The sequence below is a fragment of the Streptomyces sp. NPDC046909 genome, from assembly GCF_040644695.1.
Classification (GTDB): Bacteria; Actinomycetota; Actinomycetes; order Streptomycetales; family Streptomycetaceae; genus Streptomyces.
In genome coordinates this window covers 197,477-211,779 of the sequence record NZ_JBEYXC010000015.1, presented here as the reverse complement: position 1 = coordinate 211,779, position 14,303 = coordinate 197,477, and the positions used below count along the sequence as shown (strand labels likewise).

Here is a 14,303-nt window from a genome sequence, read left to right as displayed (position 1 = left end):
CCCCGCTGGCAGTGCGGGGCCGGTTTGCTGCTCGCGCGGGGATCAGGCGGAGCGCTCGTCCGCGATCTTCTTCAGCAGGGTGATCGCGGTCATCGCGTTGGGCCATCCGGCGTAGAACGCCAGGTGCGTGATCGCCTCGGACAGCTCCTCGACCGTGAGCCCGTTCTCCAGGGCCACACCCAGGTGGTACGGCAACTGCTCGCTGCGGTAGAGGGCGGCCAGCACACTGACCGTGACCAGGCTGCGGTCCCGCGGGGAGAGCCCGGGGCGCTCCCACACGTCCTGGAACAGGACTTCGTCGGTGAGCTCGACGAGCTTCGGCGCGATGCCGGCCAGTTCCTGAGGCGCGGACTGCTTCGCCATGAGGTGACTCCTTGCAATGGTACGAACACGAAATGCTTCTTTGTCCACAGTCGGCCGCCCGGGGCCGACGGGCATCCCAGGGGCGCGTCCGCCTTCCGGAACCCGGGGCCGCATCCGCTGACAGCATCGAGGAAACCGCAGATCACAGGTGTGCGGGAGGCCCTGCCGTTCCAGGTACTGGCAGAACCTCCCAGCCGTGCTCTTCTCCTCCTGGCGTTGGGAGCGCGCCCCTCGGCGATGCCGAGGCCGAGGTCCCGGCAACGTCGCCCTGGCTGGTCAGTAGAACTCGACGATGTTCACGCGGTTGGCCAGTTCCTGGCCGTCGAGGAACCTGGTGGCGTTGGCGGCGAAGAGTTCGGCGATACGGCGGTCCTCCGCCGCGTCGAGCGCCGCGGTGTGCGGGCTGACCAGCACGCGGTCGTGGTCCCAGAGAGGGCTGTCAACGGGCAGCGGTTCCGTCTCGAAGACGTCCAGCGCGGCGAAGCCGACCCTGCCCGAGTCGAGGGCGTGGGTCAGGGCGGCCTCGTCGACGACGGTGCCGCGACCGACGTTGACGAGGGTCGCTCCGGGGCGCAGGGCGTCGAAGAACCGTTTGCCGAGGAGGTGTTCGGTCGCGTCCGTTCCGGGGAGCGTGTTCACCACGGCGTCCACGGTGGGCGCCACCTCGGTGATGCGGTCGGGGTGGATCACGGTGGAGACGCCGGGGACCTCGACGTTCCTGCGGCTCGTGCCGACGACCGTCGCGCCCAGCGCGTGCAGCGAGGCGGCAACGGCCGCGCCGATGCCGCCGAGTCCGAGGACGAGGACCGTCTGCCGGCTCACCTGTCCCATCGTCCAGCGGCCGCTCCATTCGTGGTCGTGCTGCTGGCGGTGCAGGCGGGGCAGGTCCTTGGCGCCCGCGAGCACGCCGAAGACGGCGAACTCGGCGAGCGGACGTCCGTGCACTCCGGCCGAGGTGGTGAAGGCGACCCTGCGGAGTTCCTCGTCGGTCAGCCCGGCGGCTTTGACCTGGCCGCCGCCGCCCGCGGCCATGGTGTGCACCCAGCGCAGGTGCGGGTTGGCGCGGACGGTGCGGGCCAGGGCGGCCGGGTCGACGTCGGGGATGCCGTAGAGGGCGTCCGCCGAGTCGATGGCGGCTTCGTAGGCGCGCTGCTGTTCGGGGGTGCGCTGCCAGGCCGGGTCGCCGGCGAAGTCGGCGGGCCAGCGCATCGGAGGGAGGAGGGAGTGGTCGACCACCAGGTCGACGCGCGGCTCCAGGGTCCTTACGAGCGCGCGGAGTTCCTCGGACAGCGGCGCGGCGACAGCCACGCGAAGGCGGCCCGGAACCCGGCCCTCGCCGCTCATCGGGCGGCCGTGTGGCGCATCGCTTCTACCTCGGCGTCGAGCGCTTCCTCGCGGGCGACGATCTCCTCGACGGCGGCGAGCGCCTCTTCGGCGCGGTGCGGGGGGATGACGATGACTCCGTCGCCGTCCGCGGCGACGATGTCGCCCGGGTTGACCACGACGCCGCCGATCGCGACGGCCTCGCCGATCGTGCCCGGACCGTTCTTGAAGGGTCCGGCGGGAGTCAGGCCCCGGGCGAAGACCGGGACGCCGAGCCGTTCGATGATCGCGGCGTCCCGTACGTACCCGTCGACCACCGCCCCAGCGGCGCCGTGCACGGCGAACCGCTGGGCGAGGTTGTCGCCGATGATCGCGCGGCCGTCGTAGCCGAAGGCGTTGATGACGAGGATGTCTCCGGGCCGGATGTGCTCGAGCGCGGCGATCACGGCCTTGTTGTCGCCCGCGACCGTGAGGACCGGGAGTGCCGTGCCGACGGCCCTGGCGCCGCTCCAGATGGGGGCGATCCCACCGTCGACGATGTTCAGCCGGTCGAGGGCGTCGCCGAGGTTCGCGACGGAATGGCCGCGGAACTGCTTGAGCAGGTGTTCGTCGACGCGTTCCCATGTGGGGTTCACGCGCACGTTGTCCTGGGGCATCGCCACTTCCCTCCGGTGAAAATGCGAAAGCTTTCGCGTTTTGCGGGGCCAGTCTGCATCCATCCGGATGACCGCGCAAGGAGCGATGGGAAGGGAACGACCGCCTCCAGCTGGCCGAAACTCACCTCAGCGAACCTCCACCGCCCGTGGATTCCGCCCTCAAATCACCGCAAACGCCTCGGAGTCCAAGGCGGAAGCACGATGGAAGCGGAAGGTTAACGTGAGGGCAACACGCATCCTTGACCACCGCCAGAATGCGAATCTATTCTCATTCGAGATTCACGTCGCAACTCGGCTCTGACGCCGTTCCGCTGCTCTCCCCCGCAGCCTCGCAACTCCCCTGAGGCGCCGGCACCGGCCTCCCCTCATGACCCCACGCGATCCTCAGGACACCGTCCCCGGAGTCCGCGACATCGAAAGCGAACGCGTATGGCAACGTCAGATCGGCTTGGCATTCCATCGGACCGTCACGAGGCGGCACCCCGGACCGGGGCCGCCGTCCCGGCCGATGACAAGGTCGTCCGGAAGGCCACCGTCGCAGGCACGGTGGGCTCGTTCGTCGAGTGGTACGACTACGGCATCTACGGCCTCCTCGTCACCTATCTCGCGGCCAACATCATGGGGAACGCCGACAGCGGCGGGCTCTTCCTCACCAACCTCGGTTTCCTGATCAGCTTCCTGGCCCGCCCCTTCGGCAGCGTGATCTGCGGTTATCTCGGCGACCGACTCGGGCGCAAGCAGCTGCTGGCCACCCTTCTCGTCCTCATCTCCGCTGCCACGGCCGCGCTCGGCCTCATCCCCTCCCACGCCACCATCGGGATCGCCGCGCCCGCCCTTCTGGTCCTGCTCCGGATACTCCAGGGCTTCTCCGCGGGCGGCGAGGTGGCGGGCGCCATGTCGTTCGTCGGCGAGTACGCGCCGGACCGGCGCCGCAACTTCATGATGAGCTTCATCGCCGTCGGCTCGTTCGTGGCCCTCCTGTTCGGCAGCGCCCTCTCCGCCGTCCTCATCACCGCGCTCGGCGACGACGCGATGACCTCCTGGGCCTGGCGGGTGCCGTTCCTGGTCGCCGTACCGCTCGGTTACGTCGGTTTCTACATCCGCAGCCGCCTTGAGGAGACCCCGCACTTCACGGCCCTGCGCGAGCAGAAGACCGTCGCCCGCAACCCGCTCAGGGAGGCGCTGACCTCCAAGCGGCACCTGAAGGCGATCGCGCTCACGATCTTCCTGCCCGCTCTCAACGGCCCCGGCTACTACCTGCTGTTCGTCTACATGCCGACGTATCTGAAGACCTCGCTCGGCGACCACAACTTCTCGATGGTGCGGGCGCTGCTGGTGACCGCGTCGAGCCTGGTCGCCATCGTGATCTGCATCCCGCTCATGGCGCGGCTGTCGGACCGCGTCGGCCGCAAGCCCGTGCTCGCCTTCTCGGCCGTCGCGATGGCCGTGGTCTCGTACCCCATGTTCCTGCTCATCACCACCGGCAGGTTCGGGCTCGCGTGTCTGGGCACGGTCGTGCTGGCCATCGCGTTCTCCGGCCACGCCGCCGTGGTGCACACCATGCTCGCCGAGATGTTCCCGACCAGCGTGCGCTACTCCGCGTACAGCATCGGGTTCAGCATCTCGACGGTCATCTTCGGCGGCAGCGCCCCGCTCGTGATGACCGACCTCATCGAATCGACGGGGTCCAACCTGATCCCCGCCTTCGCCGCCATCCTCACCGCGCTGATCACCTTGGTCACCGTGGCCTTCCTGCGGGAGACCAAGGGCCGGCCGCTCGAAGCCCACTGAACCGAACCGCACTTCGGGAGAACACACCATGTCATCCGGACACAACTCGGTAGCCGTCGTCGCCGACCTCGGCGAGAGCTTCGGCAACTACACGATCGGTGACGACAAAGCCCTGCTCGGCCTCGTCACCTCGTCGAACATCGCCTGCGGCTTCCATGCCGGCGATCCCCGCACCATGGACAAGACCGTCGCCGACTGCGTCGAGCGCGGCATCGAACTGGGCGCCCACCCCGGCTACCCCGACCTGGTCGGCTTCGGCCGCCGGCTCATCGAGGCGACCGAGGAGGAGATCCGTACCGACGTCCTCTACCAGCTCGGCGCCCTCGACGCCTTCGCCCGGGTGCACGGCGGCACCATCAGCCATGTCGCCCCGCACGGCCGGATGGGCTCGATCGCCCAGACCGACGCCAAGCACGCGCGGGCCATCACGGACGCCGTCGCCGCCTACAACAAGGACTACATCGTGGTCTGCCAGCGCGGTGTGCTCGCCGAGGAGTCGCGCAAGCGGGGTCTGGAGGTGGCCTACGTCTTCCTCGCCGACCGCGGCTACGGCGACGACGGCTGGCCCGTCCCGCGCTCGCACGAGGGCGGACTGATCTACGACCCCGAGCTGATCGGCGAGCGGTCCGCGCAGGTCGTACGCGAGGGCACCGTGCGCTCGGTCGACGGCAACGTGGTCCCGCTCGGCCATGACGCCGACGTCCTGCTCCTGCACGGCGACCATCCGAACGTCCTGGCCAACGGCATCGCGCTGCGGGCCGCGCTGGACGCCGTGGGCGTACGGGTGACCGGGCTGCGCGAGGTCCTGGAGGACAAGGCGAAGAACGCGGAGGCGGCGCTGGCCGGCTGAGGGCCGAGCGCACCAGGCGATGACCACTGCACAGTACGGCGCCGTCACCGTCGAGCCCTTCGGGGACTCGGCGGCGATGGTGACCATCCCCCACCGCGAGCAGGCCGCCCGCCGGGCGGCGATCGTCGCGTTCCGCGACCGGTTCCTGGCGCACCTCCCACCCGGTGTCCGCGATGTCGTCTCCGGCCTCGAATCGCTGCTCATCGAGTTCGATCCACAGGAGACCGCGTTCGAGCACGTGGCGTACGCGGCCCGGCTGGTGGCCCGGTGGGCTCCCGCGCCCACGGACGGTACGGTCGGCGCGCGACCGGTACGGACGTTCGCCGTCCCCGTCGTCTTCGACGACGACCACGGCCCCGATCTGGCCTCCGTCGCCGAGGAGTTGGGCCTGGCCGCAGCGGAAGTCGTCGAGGCGATCGCCGGGTCGACCTTCACGGTCTGCCTCCTCGGCGCGGCGATGGCCCCGATGATGGACGGCCTCAAGGTGCCCCGCCCGGTGCGCCGGCGGGCCGAGCCCCGCACGGACGTCGCCCCCGGCGCCGTCATGATCGCCGGGACCAACGCGATCATCCAGCCGTTCCCCGGCCCGACCGGCTGGCGGGTGGTGGGGCGCACCCCGCACACCATCGTCGACATCACACGGCCGGACCCGGTCTGCTTCGGCCCCGGCGACGTCATGCGCTTCGTCCCGGTCACGCGCGACGAAGCCGCGGCGCTGGACGCCGGTTTCCTGCTGCCCACGGCCGAGGTGGTCACATGAGGACCGTGGCACTCGACGTCACCGGCACCGGCTGGATCACCACGTTCCAGGACCTCGGCCGCAGCGGCACCGAACAACGCGGCGTCCCCACCGGCGGCGCCGCCGACCAGCACTCGGCGGCCGTGGCCAACCTCCTCGTGGGCAACCCCCGCGGCGCGACCCTCATCGAGAACCTCGGCGGCGAGCCGGCCCTCGTCCCGGACACCGACGTCCTGCTCGCGGTGACCGGCGCGCCCGCCCGGGTCACCGTCGGAGGCGCGCCGGCCGCCAGCTGGACGCCGCTGGTCGTGCCCGCGGGGCAAGAGGTGCGCGTCCGCGGGGACATGAGCCGCGGCATGCGGACCTACCTGGCGGTGAACGGCACGCTGAGCACCGAACGGCTGCTGGGCAGCGCGGCCCCTGACCCCCGTATGGGCTTCGGACAGCGCATCGCCCCGGGCTCCCGCGTCCTGCTGGAGACGGCGTTCCGGGGATTCGGAAGCCGCCCGTTCGAAGCACCGCTGTTCCGGCTGCCCGTGCCCGTCCCGCGTTTCGACGACGGCCCCTGGACCGTCGACGTCGTCGCCACCCACGGCATCCGGTCGATCCCCGGCATCCGCGAGCTGATCGAGGAGTCGGCCTACGTCGTCACACCCCGCTCCGACCACGTGGGACTGCGGCTCGACGGACCGGTGCGCCACCCGGACACCGACACCGAGATCGTGTCGCACGGCGTGCCCATCGGAGCGCTCCAGATCCCGCACGCGGACGAGCTGATCGTCCTGGGCCGTTACCGCAGCCTGACCGCGGGCTATCCCATCGTCGGTGTCGCCTCGCGCGCGTCCCTGTCCCTGCTCGGACAGGCCGGGCCGGGACGCGAACTCCGGTTCCGCTGGGTCGACCGCGAGACCTCGGTGCGTCGCCTCGCCCGTCACGAGAGCGAGGTGCGCGCACTGGCGCACGCGGTGGCCGGGGCCTTCGACGCCCTCGGATTCGACGTGGCGGCCTTGCCGACCTCGAATTGAGAATATATTCTCAATTGCAGTCGAAGTATCAGATCCTTGATGGAGGAGGCACGGTGACCACGTCGCCCGGCAGGACCGCGCTCATCACGGGAGCGGGCAGCGGGATGGGGCGCGAGATCGCGCGGCTGCTCGCCCGGGACGGCGCCGCCGTCGCCCTGTTCGGCCGCAGACAGGACGCCCTCGACGAGGTCGCCGCCGTGATCCGCGCCGAGGGCGGGACCGCGCTCCCCCTCGCCGTCGACATCACCCGCGCCGACGACGTGACCCGCGCCCTGGGCCGGGTGCGCGCCGAACTCGGCCCGGTGGACGTGCTCGTCAACAACGCGGGCAGCTCGTCGTCGGTGCTCAACCCGCAGTGGCTGCCGCACGAGGAGTGGCGCCAGGTCCTGGAGGTCAACCTCACCGCGGTCTTCCAGCTCACCCAGGCCGTCCTGCCCGACATGCTCGACCGCGGCACCGGAACCGTCGTCACCGTCTCCTCGCTCGCCGCCGTCAACCCCAACCTGCTCGGCGGCGCCGCCTACGGCGCGGCCAAGGCCGGCGTCCGCAACTTCATGACCTTCCTGCACAACACCTTCCGCAACCAGGGCCTGCGCGCGATCACCGTCCTGCCCGGCGAGGCGGACACCCCCATCCTCGACCACCGCGCCCGGCCCCCGAAGCCCGAGGAGCGTGCCGCCATGCTCCAGCCCGAGGACGTGGCCGAGGCCGTCCGCCTGGCCGTCACCCTGCCCCAGCGCGTCGTCCTCCAGGAGATCGTCGTCGCCCCGACCCGGCAGCGCGACGTGGCGGCCGACCTCGAGATCAGCCGCTGGGCGGGGTCCCCCGAAGGCGCCGCACCGCAGTCCTGACCACCCCGCCCGAAGAGGAGGAGCGCATGCCGCCCACCATCACCACCCAGCCGCCGCTGTACGACACCGCCGACGCCGTCGCCCGGATCGCCGCCGCCTCCCGCCGCACCCAGCAGCCGCAGTCCCGCTCCGACCTCGTCTCGCTCGCGATGGGGGAACCCGACTTCGACACACCCGAGCGGATCACCGAGGCGGCCCACGCCTCACTGCGCTCCGGACGCACCCACTACTCCCCGCTGCTCGGCGAACCCGCCCTGCGCGAGGCCCTCGCCGCGAAGCTGGCCGGCCTCGCCCAGGCACCGGTGTCCGCCGCGGACGTCCTGATCACTCAGGGTGGCACCGCCGGACTCGCCGCGTCGATCCTCGGCATCGTGAACCCCGGCGACAAGGTGGTCGTCCCCGACCCCACCTACTCCCTCTACGGCGACCTGGTCGCCATGGCGGGCGGCACCGTGGTCCCCGTACCGCTCGCGCCGGACCTGCACTGGGACCTCGACCGACTGGCGGACGCCCTCACGGACGCCAAGCTCTTCGTCTTCTGCAACCCCGTCAACCCGACGGGTATCGTGCACGGCCGTGAGGAACTCGAAGCCCTCGCCGACCTGTTGGACGGCACGTCCACCCTCGTCATCTCCGACGAGGCGTACGCCGACCTCGACTACACTGGCCGCCCGTTCACCTCGGCGATCGCCGTCGACGGCCTGCGCGAGCGCACCCTGTACTGCCAGACCTTCTCCAAGAGCTACGCCATGACCGGCTGGCGGGTCGGCTACCTCTGGGGACCGCCCGCGCTCATCCAGGCGTCCGCGCGCGTCCACAACACCTTCAACGGCTCGGTCAACACGGTCGTCCAGGACGCCGCCCTGGTCGCGGTGGAGAGCTGCGCCGAGGACGTCGCGCGCATGCGCGCCGCGTACGAACAGCGCCGCGAGATCATGCGCGCCGCGCTCGCCGCCGTCCCCGGCCTCACCCTCAGCGCACCGGAGGGCGCCTTCTACCAGTTCCCGCGCTACGACCTCGACCTGCCGTCCGTCGACGTCGTGGCGGCGCTGCGGACGACGTACGGTGTCGCCGTGCGGCCCGGCAGCGAGTTCGGGGCCCAGGGCGAACATCACCTGCGGCTGTCGTACGCTGCCGGTCCGGAGGCCATCGTCGAGGGTGTCCGCCGGCTGGCCGACGGTCTCGCGGCCCTGCGATGAAGACAGACCCGCGCGCACCGAGGAGCCGCCCCATGCGCAGTGACACCGAACGCAACCGCCGTCATCTCATCAAGGCGGCGGCACGGCTGTTCGAGAACTCGCCGACGCCGGTCAGCATCGCCGAGATCGCCAAACACGCCGAGGTGTCCACCGCGACGGCCTACCGCCACTTCTCCTCCGTCGAGGAGATCCTGCACGCCTTCCGCGCCCAAGTGGGCTCCGAACTCAGGGACTTCAGCGCCCAGCAGTCCACCCGCGGCCTGGTGAAGCTCGAAGCCGTGTCACGCAAGTGGGTGTCCCTCGTCCTCGAACACGGCGGCGCCATGGCACAGATGCGCTCGCACCGCGGCTACCTCGAACGACTGCGCGAGAACACCGGCTATCTCGTCCCCCAGGCCGAGGCACTCGACGAGCCCCTGCGCCAGACCACCGAGGAACTCGGCCTGGGAGACCTCGGCGACGAGGCGCTCTACCTGTGGAACGCGCTCTTCGACCCACGCGACATCCTCGACCTCATCAAGAGCGGACGCACCGAGGACGAAGCCGCCACCCGCCTGGTGTCCGCACTGCGCGGAGCCCTGATCGGCTGGGCGGCAGCCGACCGGGCGACCTCCGACTAGCCCAGCCGTCAGGCCAGCGTTGCCGTGAAGGGCGGCAGGTCGACGGTCGTACGGATGCCGGGGGGAGCGGCGCAGACGGGGTGGACGGCGTTGACCGCGCGGTGGGCGGTGTAGCCGGGTGAGACCTCGCCCATGCGCTCGACAGGCACCGGGAAGCGCATGTCGATGTCGAGGGGTGTGTCTCCGTCGACGGTCAGGTGCCAGCCGGTGGGGCGGACGGTCCAGGCGGGGTCGAGGTCGGTGGTGCAGTACCAGGTGGCCTTGAACTGGAGGAGCGGACGCCCCGCCCGGATGCCGGAGACGGTCATCCGCTGCGCGGCCACGGTTCCGGCAGCCAGTGTTCCGGCGGCGATGACGGCCGTCCGGGCGGCGACGGCCACCTCTCCCCCGGCCTCGACCGAGTCGAGCGGCAGCGCGAGGGCGTCGGCGACCAGGCGCAGGGACGGCCCGAAACTGCTGCGCACATGCGACAGATGGCGTTCGTCGAACTCCCCCGCCGGGGGCCGGCCGAATCCCATCACGTCGAAGAGGAGGCCCGGTGAGTCGCGGCGGGACAGGTCGGCGAACTCGTGGACGATCAGGGTTTCCAACCGTCGCTGCACGGAGGCCAGGACGAGCGGGACGGCCTCGGTGATGAAGCCAGGACTGCTGCCGGTGCTGTGGACGGAGGTGCCGCCCCGCGCGCAGGCTTCCTCGACACGCTCACGTACGGCGGGGTCCATGCTGGGCGGGTGGTGGAAGTCGCTTCGGGTGGTCACGACGTTCGCTCCCGAGCCGAGCAGCCGGCACACCTCGTCGAGGTCGCCCGCTCGCGGCATGTACAGCACGCAGTCGGCGCCCAGGGCGAGGATGTCGTCGATGTCGTGGGTGGTGGTGATGCCGACGGGGTCCAGGCCGCACAGTTTGCCCGCGTCGAGGCCGCTCTTGTCCGGTGTGTGGACGTACACGCCTGCCAGCGTCAGGTGCGGATGCTCCAGTACGGCGCGCAGGGAGCGGGTGCCGATGTTTCCGGTGGCCCATTGGACGACGCGCAGGGGCTTCGCCGGGTCCGCGGGGCCGAGGCCCCCGGCACGCGTGCGGTCATCGTGGCTCATGGCTGTCTCCGCTGCCTCCGCTGCCTCCGAGCAGTCGGGCCGAGTTCCGCACCGGCCGGAGCAGCGCCAGGGTGTAGCGGCGGCGGGTGATCTTCCAGCCCTGGTCGGTGCGGACGAGATCGTCGTCGAAGCGGCCTGACGCCTGCATCCCGTCGTCGTTGTCGGGGCCCAGGACGAAGGCGTCGCAGTAGCTGCGGGCGGTCGCGGTGTCGCCGTCCAGGGTGACCTCGGTGTTGGTGACTCGGTGCATGAGGTGGCCGCAACGGGCGTGCGCGTGTTCCATGTACGCCGTGAGGGCGTCCGCGTCGAGCCAGCGGCCGATGTCGCCGTAGTCCGCCTCGCACGCGTCGGTGAAGCAGGTGCGCAGCAGTTTCCAGTCCCGCCGGTCGATGCCGGTGGCGTAGCGCACCAGTACGGCGGAGATATCGGCGATGTCGCTTCGGACGTCCTGTCCGGCGGTCGGTGCCGTCATCGGAAGGTCTTCTCCTGTCGTCCGGAGTCCATGACCCCACCCACGCGGCGCGCGATCGCTCTGGCCGCGTCACCGCGGTCCATGGCGGCGAGTTGCCGGAGGGTCTCGCGCAGCCGTTCGCCGACGATGTGCGTCGGGCCGTCGGTGAGGTGGGCGAGCGCCTCGGCCACGGCCTCCTCGGAGGTCGAGGCGCCGGGGACGGGAGTGGTGTCGTCGGGCAGGTGGCCTCGCCGGACCAGGGTCCGGCGCAGTGCGGGAGTGTCGGTGGCTCCGAGCACCAGGGACAGGATGTCGACGCCTTGTTCGTGCAGCTCCGTCCACAGCCCTTCGGCCAGCAGCATGTCGAAGGCCTTGGTGGCGCCGTAGACCGCGGTGTTGGGTGTGCCGTGCAGTCCGGCCGCCGAGGAGACCAGCACGATGCCTCCCCTGCCCCGGGCCACCATGGGTGCGGCGAAGTGATGGCAGATCTGCATCGGTACCACGCAGTTGCGGTGGATCAGGGGCTGCGCGATCTCGACCGGGCCCGCCAGGAACGGCTGGTAGTTGGGGTCGGCTCCGGCGCAGTACATGACCATGCCGACGTCAAGGCCGTCGACGGCCTTGACGACGTCCGCCGTCGCGTCGGGCAGCGAGAGGTCGACAGCCGCCGTCCGCACCTCCGCACCCGTGTGCCCCCGGATGTCGGCGGCGACCTCGTCGAGCTTCTCCTGACGGCGGGCCAGGAGGCATACCTTCAGCCCGCGTTCGGCCATGGCACGGGCGTACGCCGCGCCGACCCCTTCCGAGCCGCCGAGGACCAGGGCCCAGGGGCCGTAGCGCTCGGCGAAGGACATGTCGGAACTCATCGCGGAGTCCCCTTCCTGTGGTGTCGGATGTGCCAGCCGCCGTTGACGCCGACGATCTGGCCGGTGATGAGCCCCACACTGTCCATGGCGGTGTCCTTCGTGTTCCTGGATGCACCCGGCATCGCTCAGCCGGCGGGAAGCGGGGTGTACTCGACGTGGAGGGCGTTGAGACCGCGCAGGATGAAGGTGGGTTCGTACGTGTAGCGGCGCGCGCCCGCCGGGCCGTGCGCGGCTTCGGAGATCCGGATGTCGTCTATCCGGTCGAGGAGGCGTTCGATGCTGATGCGGGCCTCGACCCGGGCGAGGGGGGCGCCGGGGCAGGTGTGGACGCCGCGGCCGAACGCCAGGTGCTCACGCACGTTGGCCCGGTCCATGCGGAAGACGGCCGGGTCCTCGAAGCGGCGGGGGGCGCGGTTGACGGCGCCGGGCATCACCATGACCGTGGGGCCGGCCGGGATGTCGACGCCGGCCAGTTCCGTCGACGTACGGGTCAGGCTGAACGGTGTCGGGGGCGCAGGTCGTGTGCTGGACGAGGGCCGTTCCCGGACGCATGGCGGCGAGGGTGCCGTCGGGTCCGAGGCACACCGACCTCACCTGGTCGTCCGTCAGGACGACGAACACGGCGTCGGCCTCGCGTACGGTTTCCCCGACGGTCGCGGCGCACCTCAGGCCCTGTGCCTCGGCGTCGGCTCGGGTGTCGGCCCGGCGCACCAGGACGGTGATGTCATGTCCCGCCTCCGCCGGCCGGTCGAGCATCGGGCGGCCCATACGGCCCCGTCCGATGAATCCGATCCTCACGCTTCCTCCCTGGCGCGGGCCATGCTCAACCACCCGGTCGCTGAGCCGTGTCCGGCAAGTGGTCGGCGGGCGGCGCCAGCATCCGGCTGTGTTCGGCGGAACCGTCGAGGTTGGCGTTGACCCGCTCCTCGACGCGCCAGCCCTGCTCGGTCCGCACCCATCGCCAGGTGTTGGCCGACACCCGGGCCACCCTGAACCCGTCGGCCGCGGGATCCCAGCGGATGTTGAGCGCGTAGCTGCGCCCGGTCGCCCGGTCGCCGTCGACCACGATGTGCGGCACGGTCAGCACATGGGCGCAGCCGGCGCGGACGAGGCTCTGGTGGCCGGCCCCGTGCACCATCGCGACGATGTCGTCCCGCCCCTTCATCCGCAGATGCCCGGCGACGTCGAAGGTGCCGTCCTCGGTCCACAGCGCGGCGGCGGCCTCGCCGGAGCCGCTGTCGACGGCGGGCCCGTACCGGGCGACCAGTTGCGTGATCTCCAGCTGGTCCTCCAGCGCCCGGACCCGGGCGGCCAACGCCTCGACGGTGGCCCGTAATTCCTCGTTCTCGCTCAACGCTCACAGCCCTTCCCTAGGGATGGCGACGCCATCTCGTTCAGGGGACGACGACGATGCGCGCCGGCCCGTTCGCGTCCCGGGCGGCGTCGAGGGCCTCGGGCACCTCGTCGAGTCCGACGGTCCGCCCCAGCAGCGGCCGGACGTCGAGGTCCCCCGAGCAGACGGCCTCGAACGCCTGGTCCCAGTGGGCGGGCGAAGGGCCGCCGCCGAACTGGATGTTGATGCCCTTGCGCTTGGCGATCATCGTGTTGAGCACATCGCCCTCGGGCGGGCCGCCCATCGAGAAGATCCGGGTCCCGCGTTCCGCCGCCCGGACGATCGAGTCCAGCACACCGCGGACGCCCACGCATTCGAAGACGACACCGCCGGGTGCGACGGCCGACGGCATCGCCTCCCTCACCTGGTGCGCGTCCGCTCGGGCCACGTCGCGCCAGGCCCGGTGGGGTGAGGAGTCGGCGGGATCGACGGTGGCGTCGGCTCCCATGGCCAAGGCGGTCGCCCGCCGGGACGCCACGAAGTCGGCGGCCACGATCGGCCCGACGCCCAGCGCCTTGAGCGCGCCGATCGTCGCCAGCCCGACGGCTCCGCAGCCGACGACCAGCGGCACCTCCTTCGCCGTGACCGCTGCGCGGACCGCGGCGGACCAGCCGACCGCGATGGCGTCCGCGACGCAGACGACCTCACTGGGCAGATCCGAAGCCACGACTCGGGTGAGGGCCTCGGTGAGAAGCAGATACTCACCGAATCCGCCGGGTGCCTCGGGATTCTGGCCGATGATCTTCCGGCCTCCGGGGACGACCAGGATCGGCAGAGAACTCACCCGTGCGCCGACCGGTATCCGGCGGTCGGTGCCGGGACCGTGGCCGACGACTTCGGCGCAGTACTCATGTCCCATGACGATGTCGACGCCCTGGTCATAGGTCGACAGTCCGGAGTCGTCGTGCAGGCCCGCCTCGGGGTGATCCATGAAGTGCAGATCCGAGGCGCAGATCCCGCAGGCGAGCGTCCGGACCAGGAGCTGGCCCGGACCGGGAACCGGATCGTCGACGGTCCCGGTCCGCACCGTTCCGTCCCGCAGCACGGCAGCGCGCATCAGCATCTCCTCGTGACGAGGGTCA

Annotated in this window: 16 protein-coding genes and 1 pseudogene; 7 read left to right on the top strand and 10 right to left on the bottom strand. The window is 71.1% G+C overall.

Translation table 11 applies throughout. From position 1 onward, the window contains the following. Positions 1-42: 42 nt before the first annotated feature. From ABZ928_RS39200 to ABZ928_RS39190, 3 genes are all read right to left on the bottom strand, one after another. Positions 43-363: a carboxymuconolactone decarboxylase family protein gene (locus ABZ928_RS39200; RefSeq protein ID WP_361529696.1), complete on the bottom strand. Its 321-nt coding sequence runs from the start codon at positions 361-363 to the stop codon at positions 43-45. 276 nt (positions 364-639) lie between these two features. Continuing rightward, the gene (locus tag ABZ928_RS39195; RefSeq protein WP_361529693.1) at positions 640-1,707 is read right to left on the bottom strand and encodes a D-2-hydroxyacid dehydrogenase; all 1,068 of its coding nucleotides are present in this window, start codon (positions 1,705-1,707) and stop codon (positions 640-642) included. Continuing rightward, the gene (locus ABZ928_RS39190) at positions 1,704-2,342 is read right to left on the bottom strand and encodes an RraA family protein (RefSeq protein WP_361529690.1); all 639 of its coding nucleotides are present in this window, start codon (positions 2,340-2,342) and stop codon (positions 1,704-1,706) included. The genes ABZ928_RS39195 and ABZ928_RS39190 overlap by 4 nt, the downstream gene beginning before the upstream one ends. Positions 2,343-2,771: 429 nt before the next feature. Here ABZ928_RS39190 and ABZ928_RS39185 point away from each other — a divergent pair, with 429 nt between their 5' ends. The 7 genes from ABZ928_RS39185 to ABZ928_RS39155 are packed head-to-tail and all read left to right on the top strand — an operon-like array spanning position 2,772 to position 9,417. Further along, positions 2,772-4,133 carry an MFS transporter gene (locus ABZ928_RS39185; protein ID WP_361529687.1) on the top strand — a complete coding sequence of 454 codons (1,362 nt, stop codon included), beginning with the start codon at positions 2,772-2,774 and terminating at the stop codon, positions 4,131-4,133. A gap of 28 nt (positions 4,134-4,161) precedes the next feature. Next, a complete protein-coding gene (locus ABZ928_RS39180; protein WP_361529684.1) occupies positions 4,162-4,983 on the top strand; it encodes a 5-oxoprolinase subunit PxpA in 822 nt (273 codons plus the stop codon). Positions 4,984-5,002: 19 nt separating this feature from the next. Beyond that, entirely contained in the window at positions 5,003-5,743 is a 741-nt protein-coding gene (locus tag ABZ928_RS39175; RefSeq protein WP_361529681.1) for a carboxyltransferase domain-containing protein, read from the top strand. Continuing rightward, positions 5,740-6,747: a biotin-dependent carboxyltransferase family protein gene (locus ABZ928_RS39170; protein WP_361529678.1), complete on the top strand. Its 1,008-nt coding sequence runs from the start codon at positions 5,740-5,742 to the stop codon at positions 6,745-6,747. Before ABZ928_RS39175 ends, ABZ928_RS39170 begins: the two co-directional genes overlap by 4 nt. A 53-nt stretch (positions 6,748-6,800) precedes the next feature. Next, positions 6,801-7,598, top strand: coding sequence for an SDR family oxidoreductase (locus ABZ928_RS39165; protein ID WP_361529675.1), 798 nt, complete (start codon positions 6,801-6,803; stop codon positions 7,596-7,598). A gap of 26 nt (positions 7,599-7,624) precedes the next feature. Then, positions 7,625-8,797, top strand: a complete 1,173-nt coding sequence (locus ABZ928_RS39160; protein ID WP_361529672.1) for an aminotransferase class I/II-fold pyridoxal phosphate-dependent enzyme — start codon at positions 7,625-7,627, stop codon at positions 8,795-8,797. A 32-nt stretch (positions 8,798-8,829) separates the two neighbouring features. Beyond that, positions 8,830-9,417 (top strand): helix-turn-helix domain-containing protein, encoded by a 588-nt coding sequence (locus tag ABZ928_RS39155; protein ID WP_361529669.1) that lies wholly within the window; start codon positions 8,830-8,832, stop codon positions 9,415-9,417. Positions 9,418-9,425: 8 nt separating this feature from the next. Here the strand turns inward: ABZ928_RS39155 and ABZ928_RS39150 are convergent, their stop codons facing one another. From ABZ928_RS39150 to ABZ928_RS39120, 7 genes and pseudogenes are all read right to left on the bottom strand, one after another. Then, positions 9,426-10,511 (bottom strand): dihydrodipicolinate reductase, encoded by a 1,086-nt coding sequence (locus ABZ928_RS39150; RefSeq protein ID WP_361529666.1) that lies wholly within the window; start codon positions 10,509-10,511, stop codon positions 9,426-9,428. Beyond that, a complete protein-coding gene (locus ABZ928_RS39145) occupies positions 10,498-10,983 on the bottom strand; it encodes a nuclear transport factor 2 family protein (protein ID WP_361529663.1) in 486 nt (161 codons plus the stop codon). The genes ABZ928_RS39150 and ABZ928_RS39145 overlap by 14 nt, the downstream gene beginning before the upstream one ends. Then, positions 10,980-11,828, bottom strand: a complete 849-nt coding sequence (locus ABZ928_RS39140) for an SDR family NAD(P)-dependent oxidoreductase (protein ID WP_361529660.1) — start codon at positions 11,826-11,828, stop codon at positions 10,980-10,982. The genes ABZ928_RS39145 and ABZ928_RS39140 overlap by 4 nt, the downstream gene beginning before the upstream one ends. 125 nt (positions 11,829-11,953) lie before the next feature. After that, positions 11,954-12,301, bottom strand: coding sequence for a cytochrome P450 (locus ABZ928_RS39135; RefSeq protein ID WP_361529876.1), 348 nt, complete (start codon positions 12,299-12,301; stop codon positions 11,954-11,956). 85 nt (positions 12,302-12,386) lie between these two features. Further along, positions 12,387-12,626, bottom strand: a pseudogene (locus tag ABZ928_RS39130) (NAD(P)-binding domain-containing protein); the annotation flags it as partial. 25 nt (positions 12,627-12,651) lie between these two features. After that, entirely contained in the window at positions 12,652-13,182 is a 531-nt protein-coding gene (locus ABZ928_RS39125) for a nuclear transport factor 2 family protein (protein ID WP_361529657.1), read from the bottom strand. Between the two features lie 40 nt (positions 13,183-13,222). Beyond that, entirely contained in the window at positions 13,223-14,278 is a 1,056-nt protein-coding gene (locus tag ABZ928_RS39120) for a zinc-binding dehydrogenase (protein WP_361529654.1), read from the bottom strand. Positions 14,279-14,303 lie beyond the last annotated feature (25 nt).

Excerpts from the sequence above, each read along its gene's own strand:
- ABZ928_RS39200 (WP_361529696.1), bottom strand. The coding sequence starts at position 363 with ATGGCGAAGCAGTCCGCGCCTCAGGAACTGGCCGGCATCGCGCCGAAG.
- ABZ928_RS39195 (WP_361529693.1), bottom strand. The coding sequence starts at position 1,707 with ATGAGCGGCGAGGGCCGGGTTCCGGGCCGCCTTCGCGTGGCTGTCGCC.
- ABZ928_RS39190 (WP_361529690.1), bottom strand. The coding sequence starts at position 2,342 with ATGCCCCAGGACAACGTGCGCGTGAACCCCACATGGGAACGCGTCGAC.
- ABZ928_RS39185 (WP_361529687.1), top strand. The coding sequence starts at position 2,772 with ATGGCAACGTCAGATCGGCTTGGCATTCCATCGGACCGTCACGAGGCG.
- ABZ928_RS39180 (WP_361529684.1), top strand. The coding sequence starts at position 4,162 with ATGTCATCCGGACACAACTCGGTAGCCGTCGTCGCCGACCTCGGCGAG.
- ABZ928_RS39175 (WP_361529681.1), top strand. The coding sequence starts at position 5,003 with ATGACCACTGCACAGTACGGCGCCGTCACCGTCGAGCCCTTCGGGGAC.
- ABZ928_RS39170 (WP_361529678.1), top strand. The coding sequence starts at position 5,740 with ATGAGGACCGTGGCACTCGACGTCACCGGCACCGGCTGGATCACCACG.
- ABZ928_RS39160 (WP_361529672.1), top strand. The coding sequence starts at position 7,625 with ATGCCGCCCACCATCACCACCCAGCCGCCGCTGTACGACACCGCCGAC.
- ABZ928_RS39155 (WP_361529669.1), top strand. The coding sequence starts at position 8,830 with ATGCGCAGTGACACCGAACGCAACCGCCGTCATCTCATCAAGGCGGCG.
- ABZ928_RS39150 (WP_361529666.1), bottom strand. The coding sequence starts at position 10,511 with ATGAGCCACGATGACCGCACGCGTGCCGGGGGCCTCGGCCCCGCGGAC.
- ABZ928_RS39145 (WP_361529663.1), bottom strand. The coding sequence starts at position 10,983 with ATGACGGCACCGACCGCCGGACAGGACGTCCGAAGCGACATCGCCGAT.
- ABZ928_RS39140 (WP_361529660.1), bottom strand. The coding sequence starts at position 11,828 with ATGAGTTCCGACATGTCCTTCGCCGAGCGCTACGGCCCCTGGGCCCTG.
- ABZ928_RS39120 (WP_361529654.1), bottom strand. The coding sequence starts at position 14,278 with ATGCGCGCTGCCGTGCTGCGGGACGGAACGGTGCGGACCGGGACCGTC.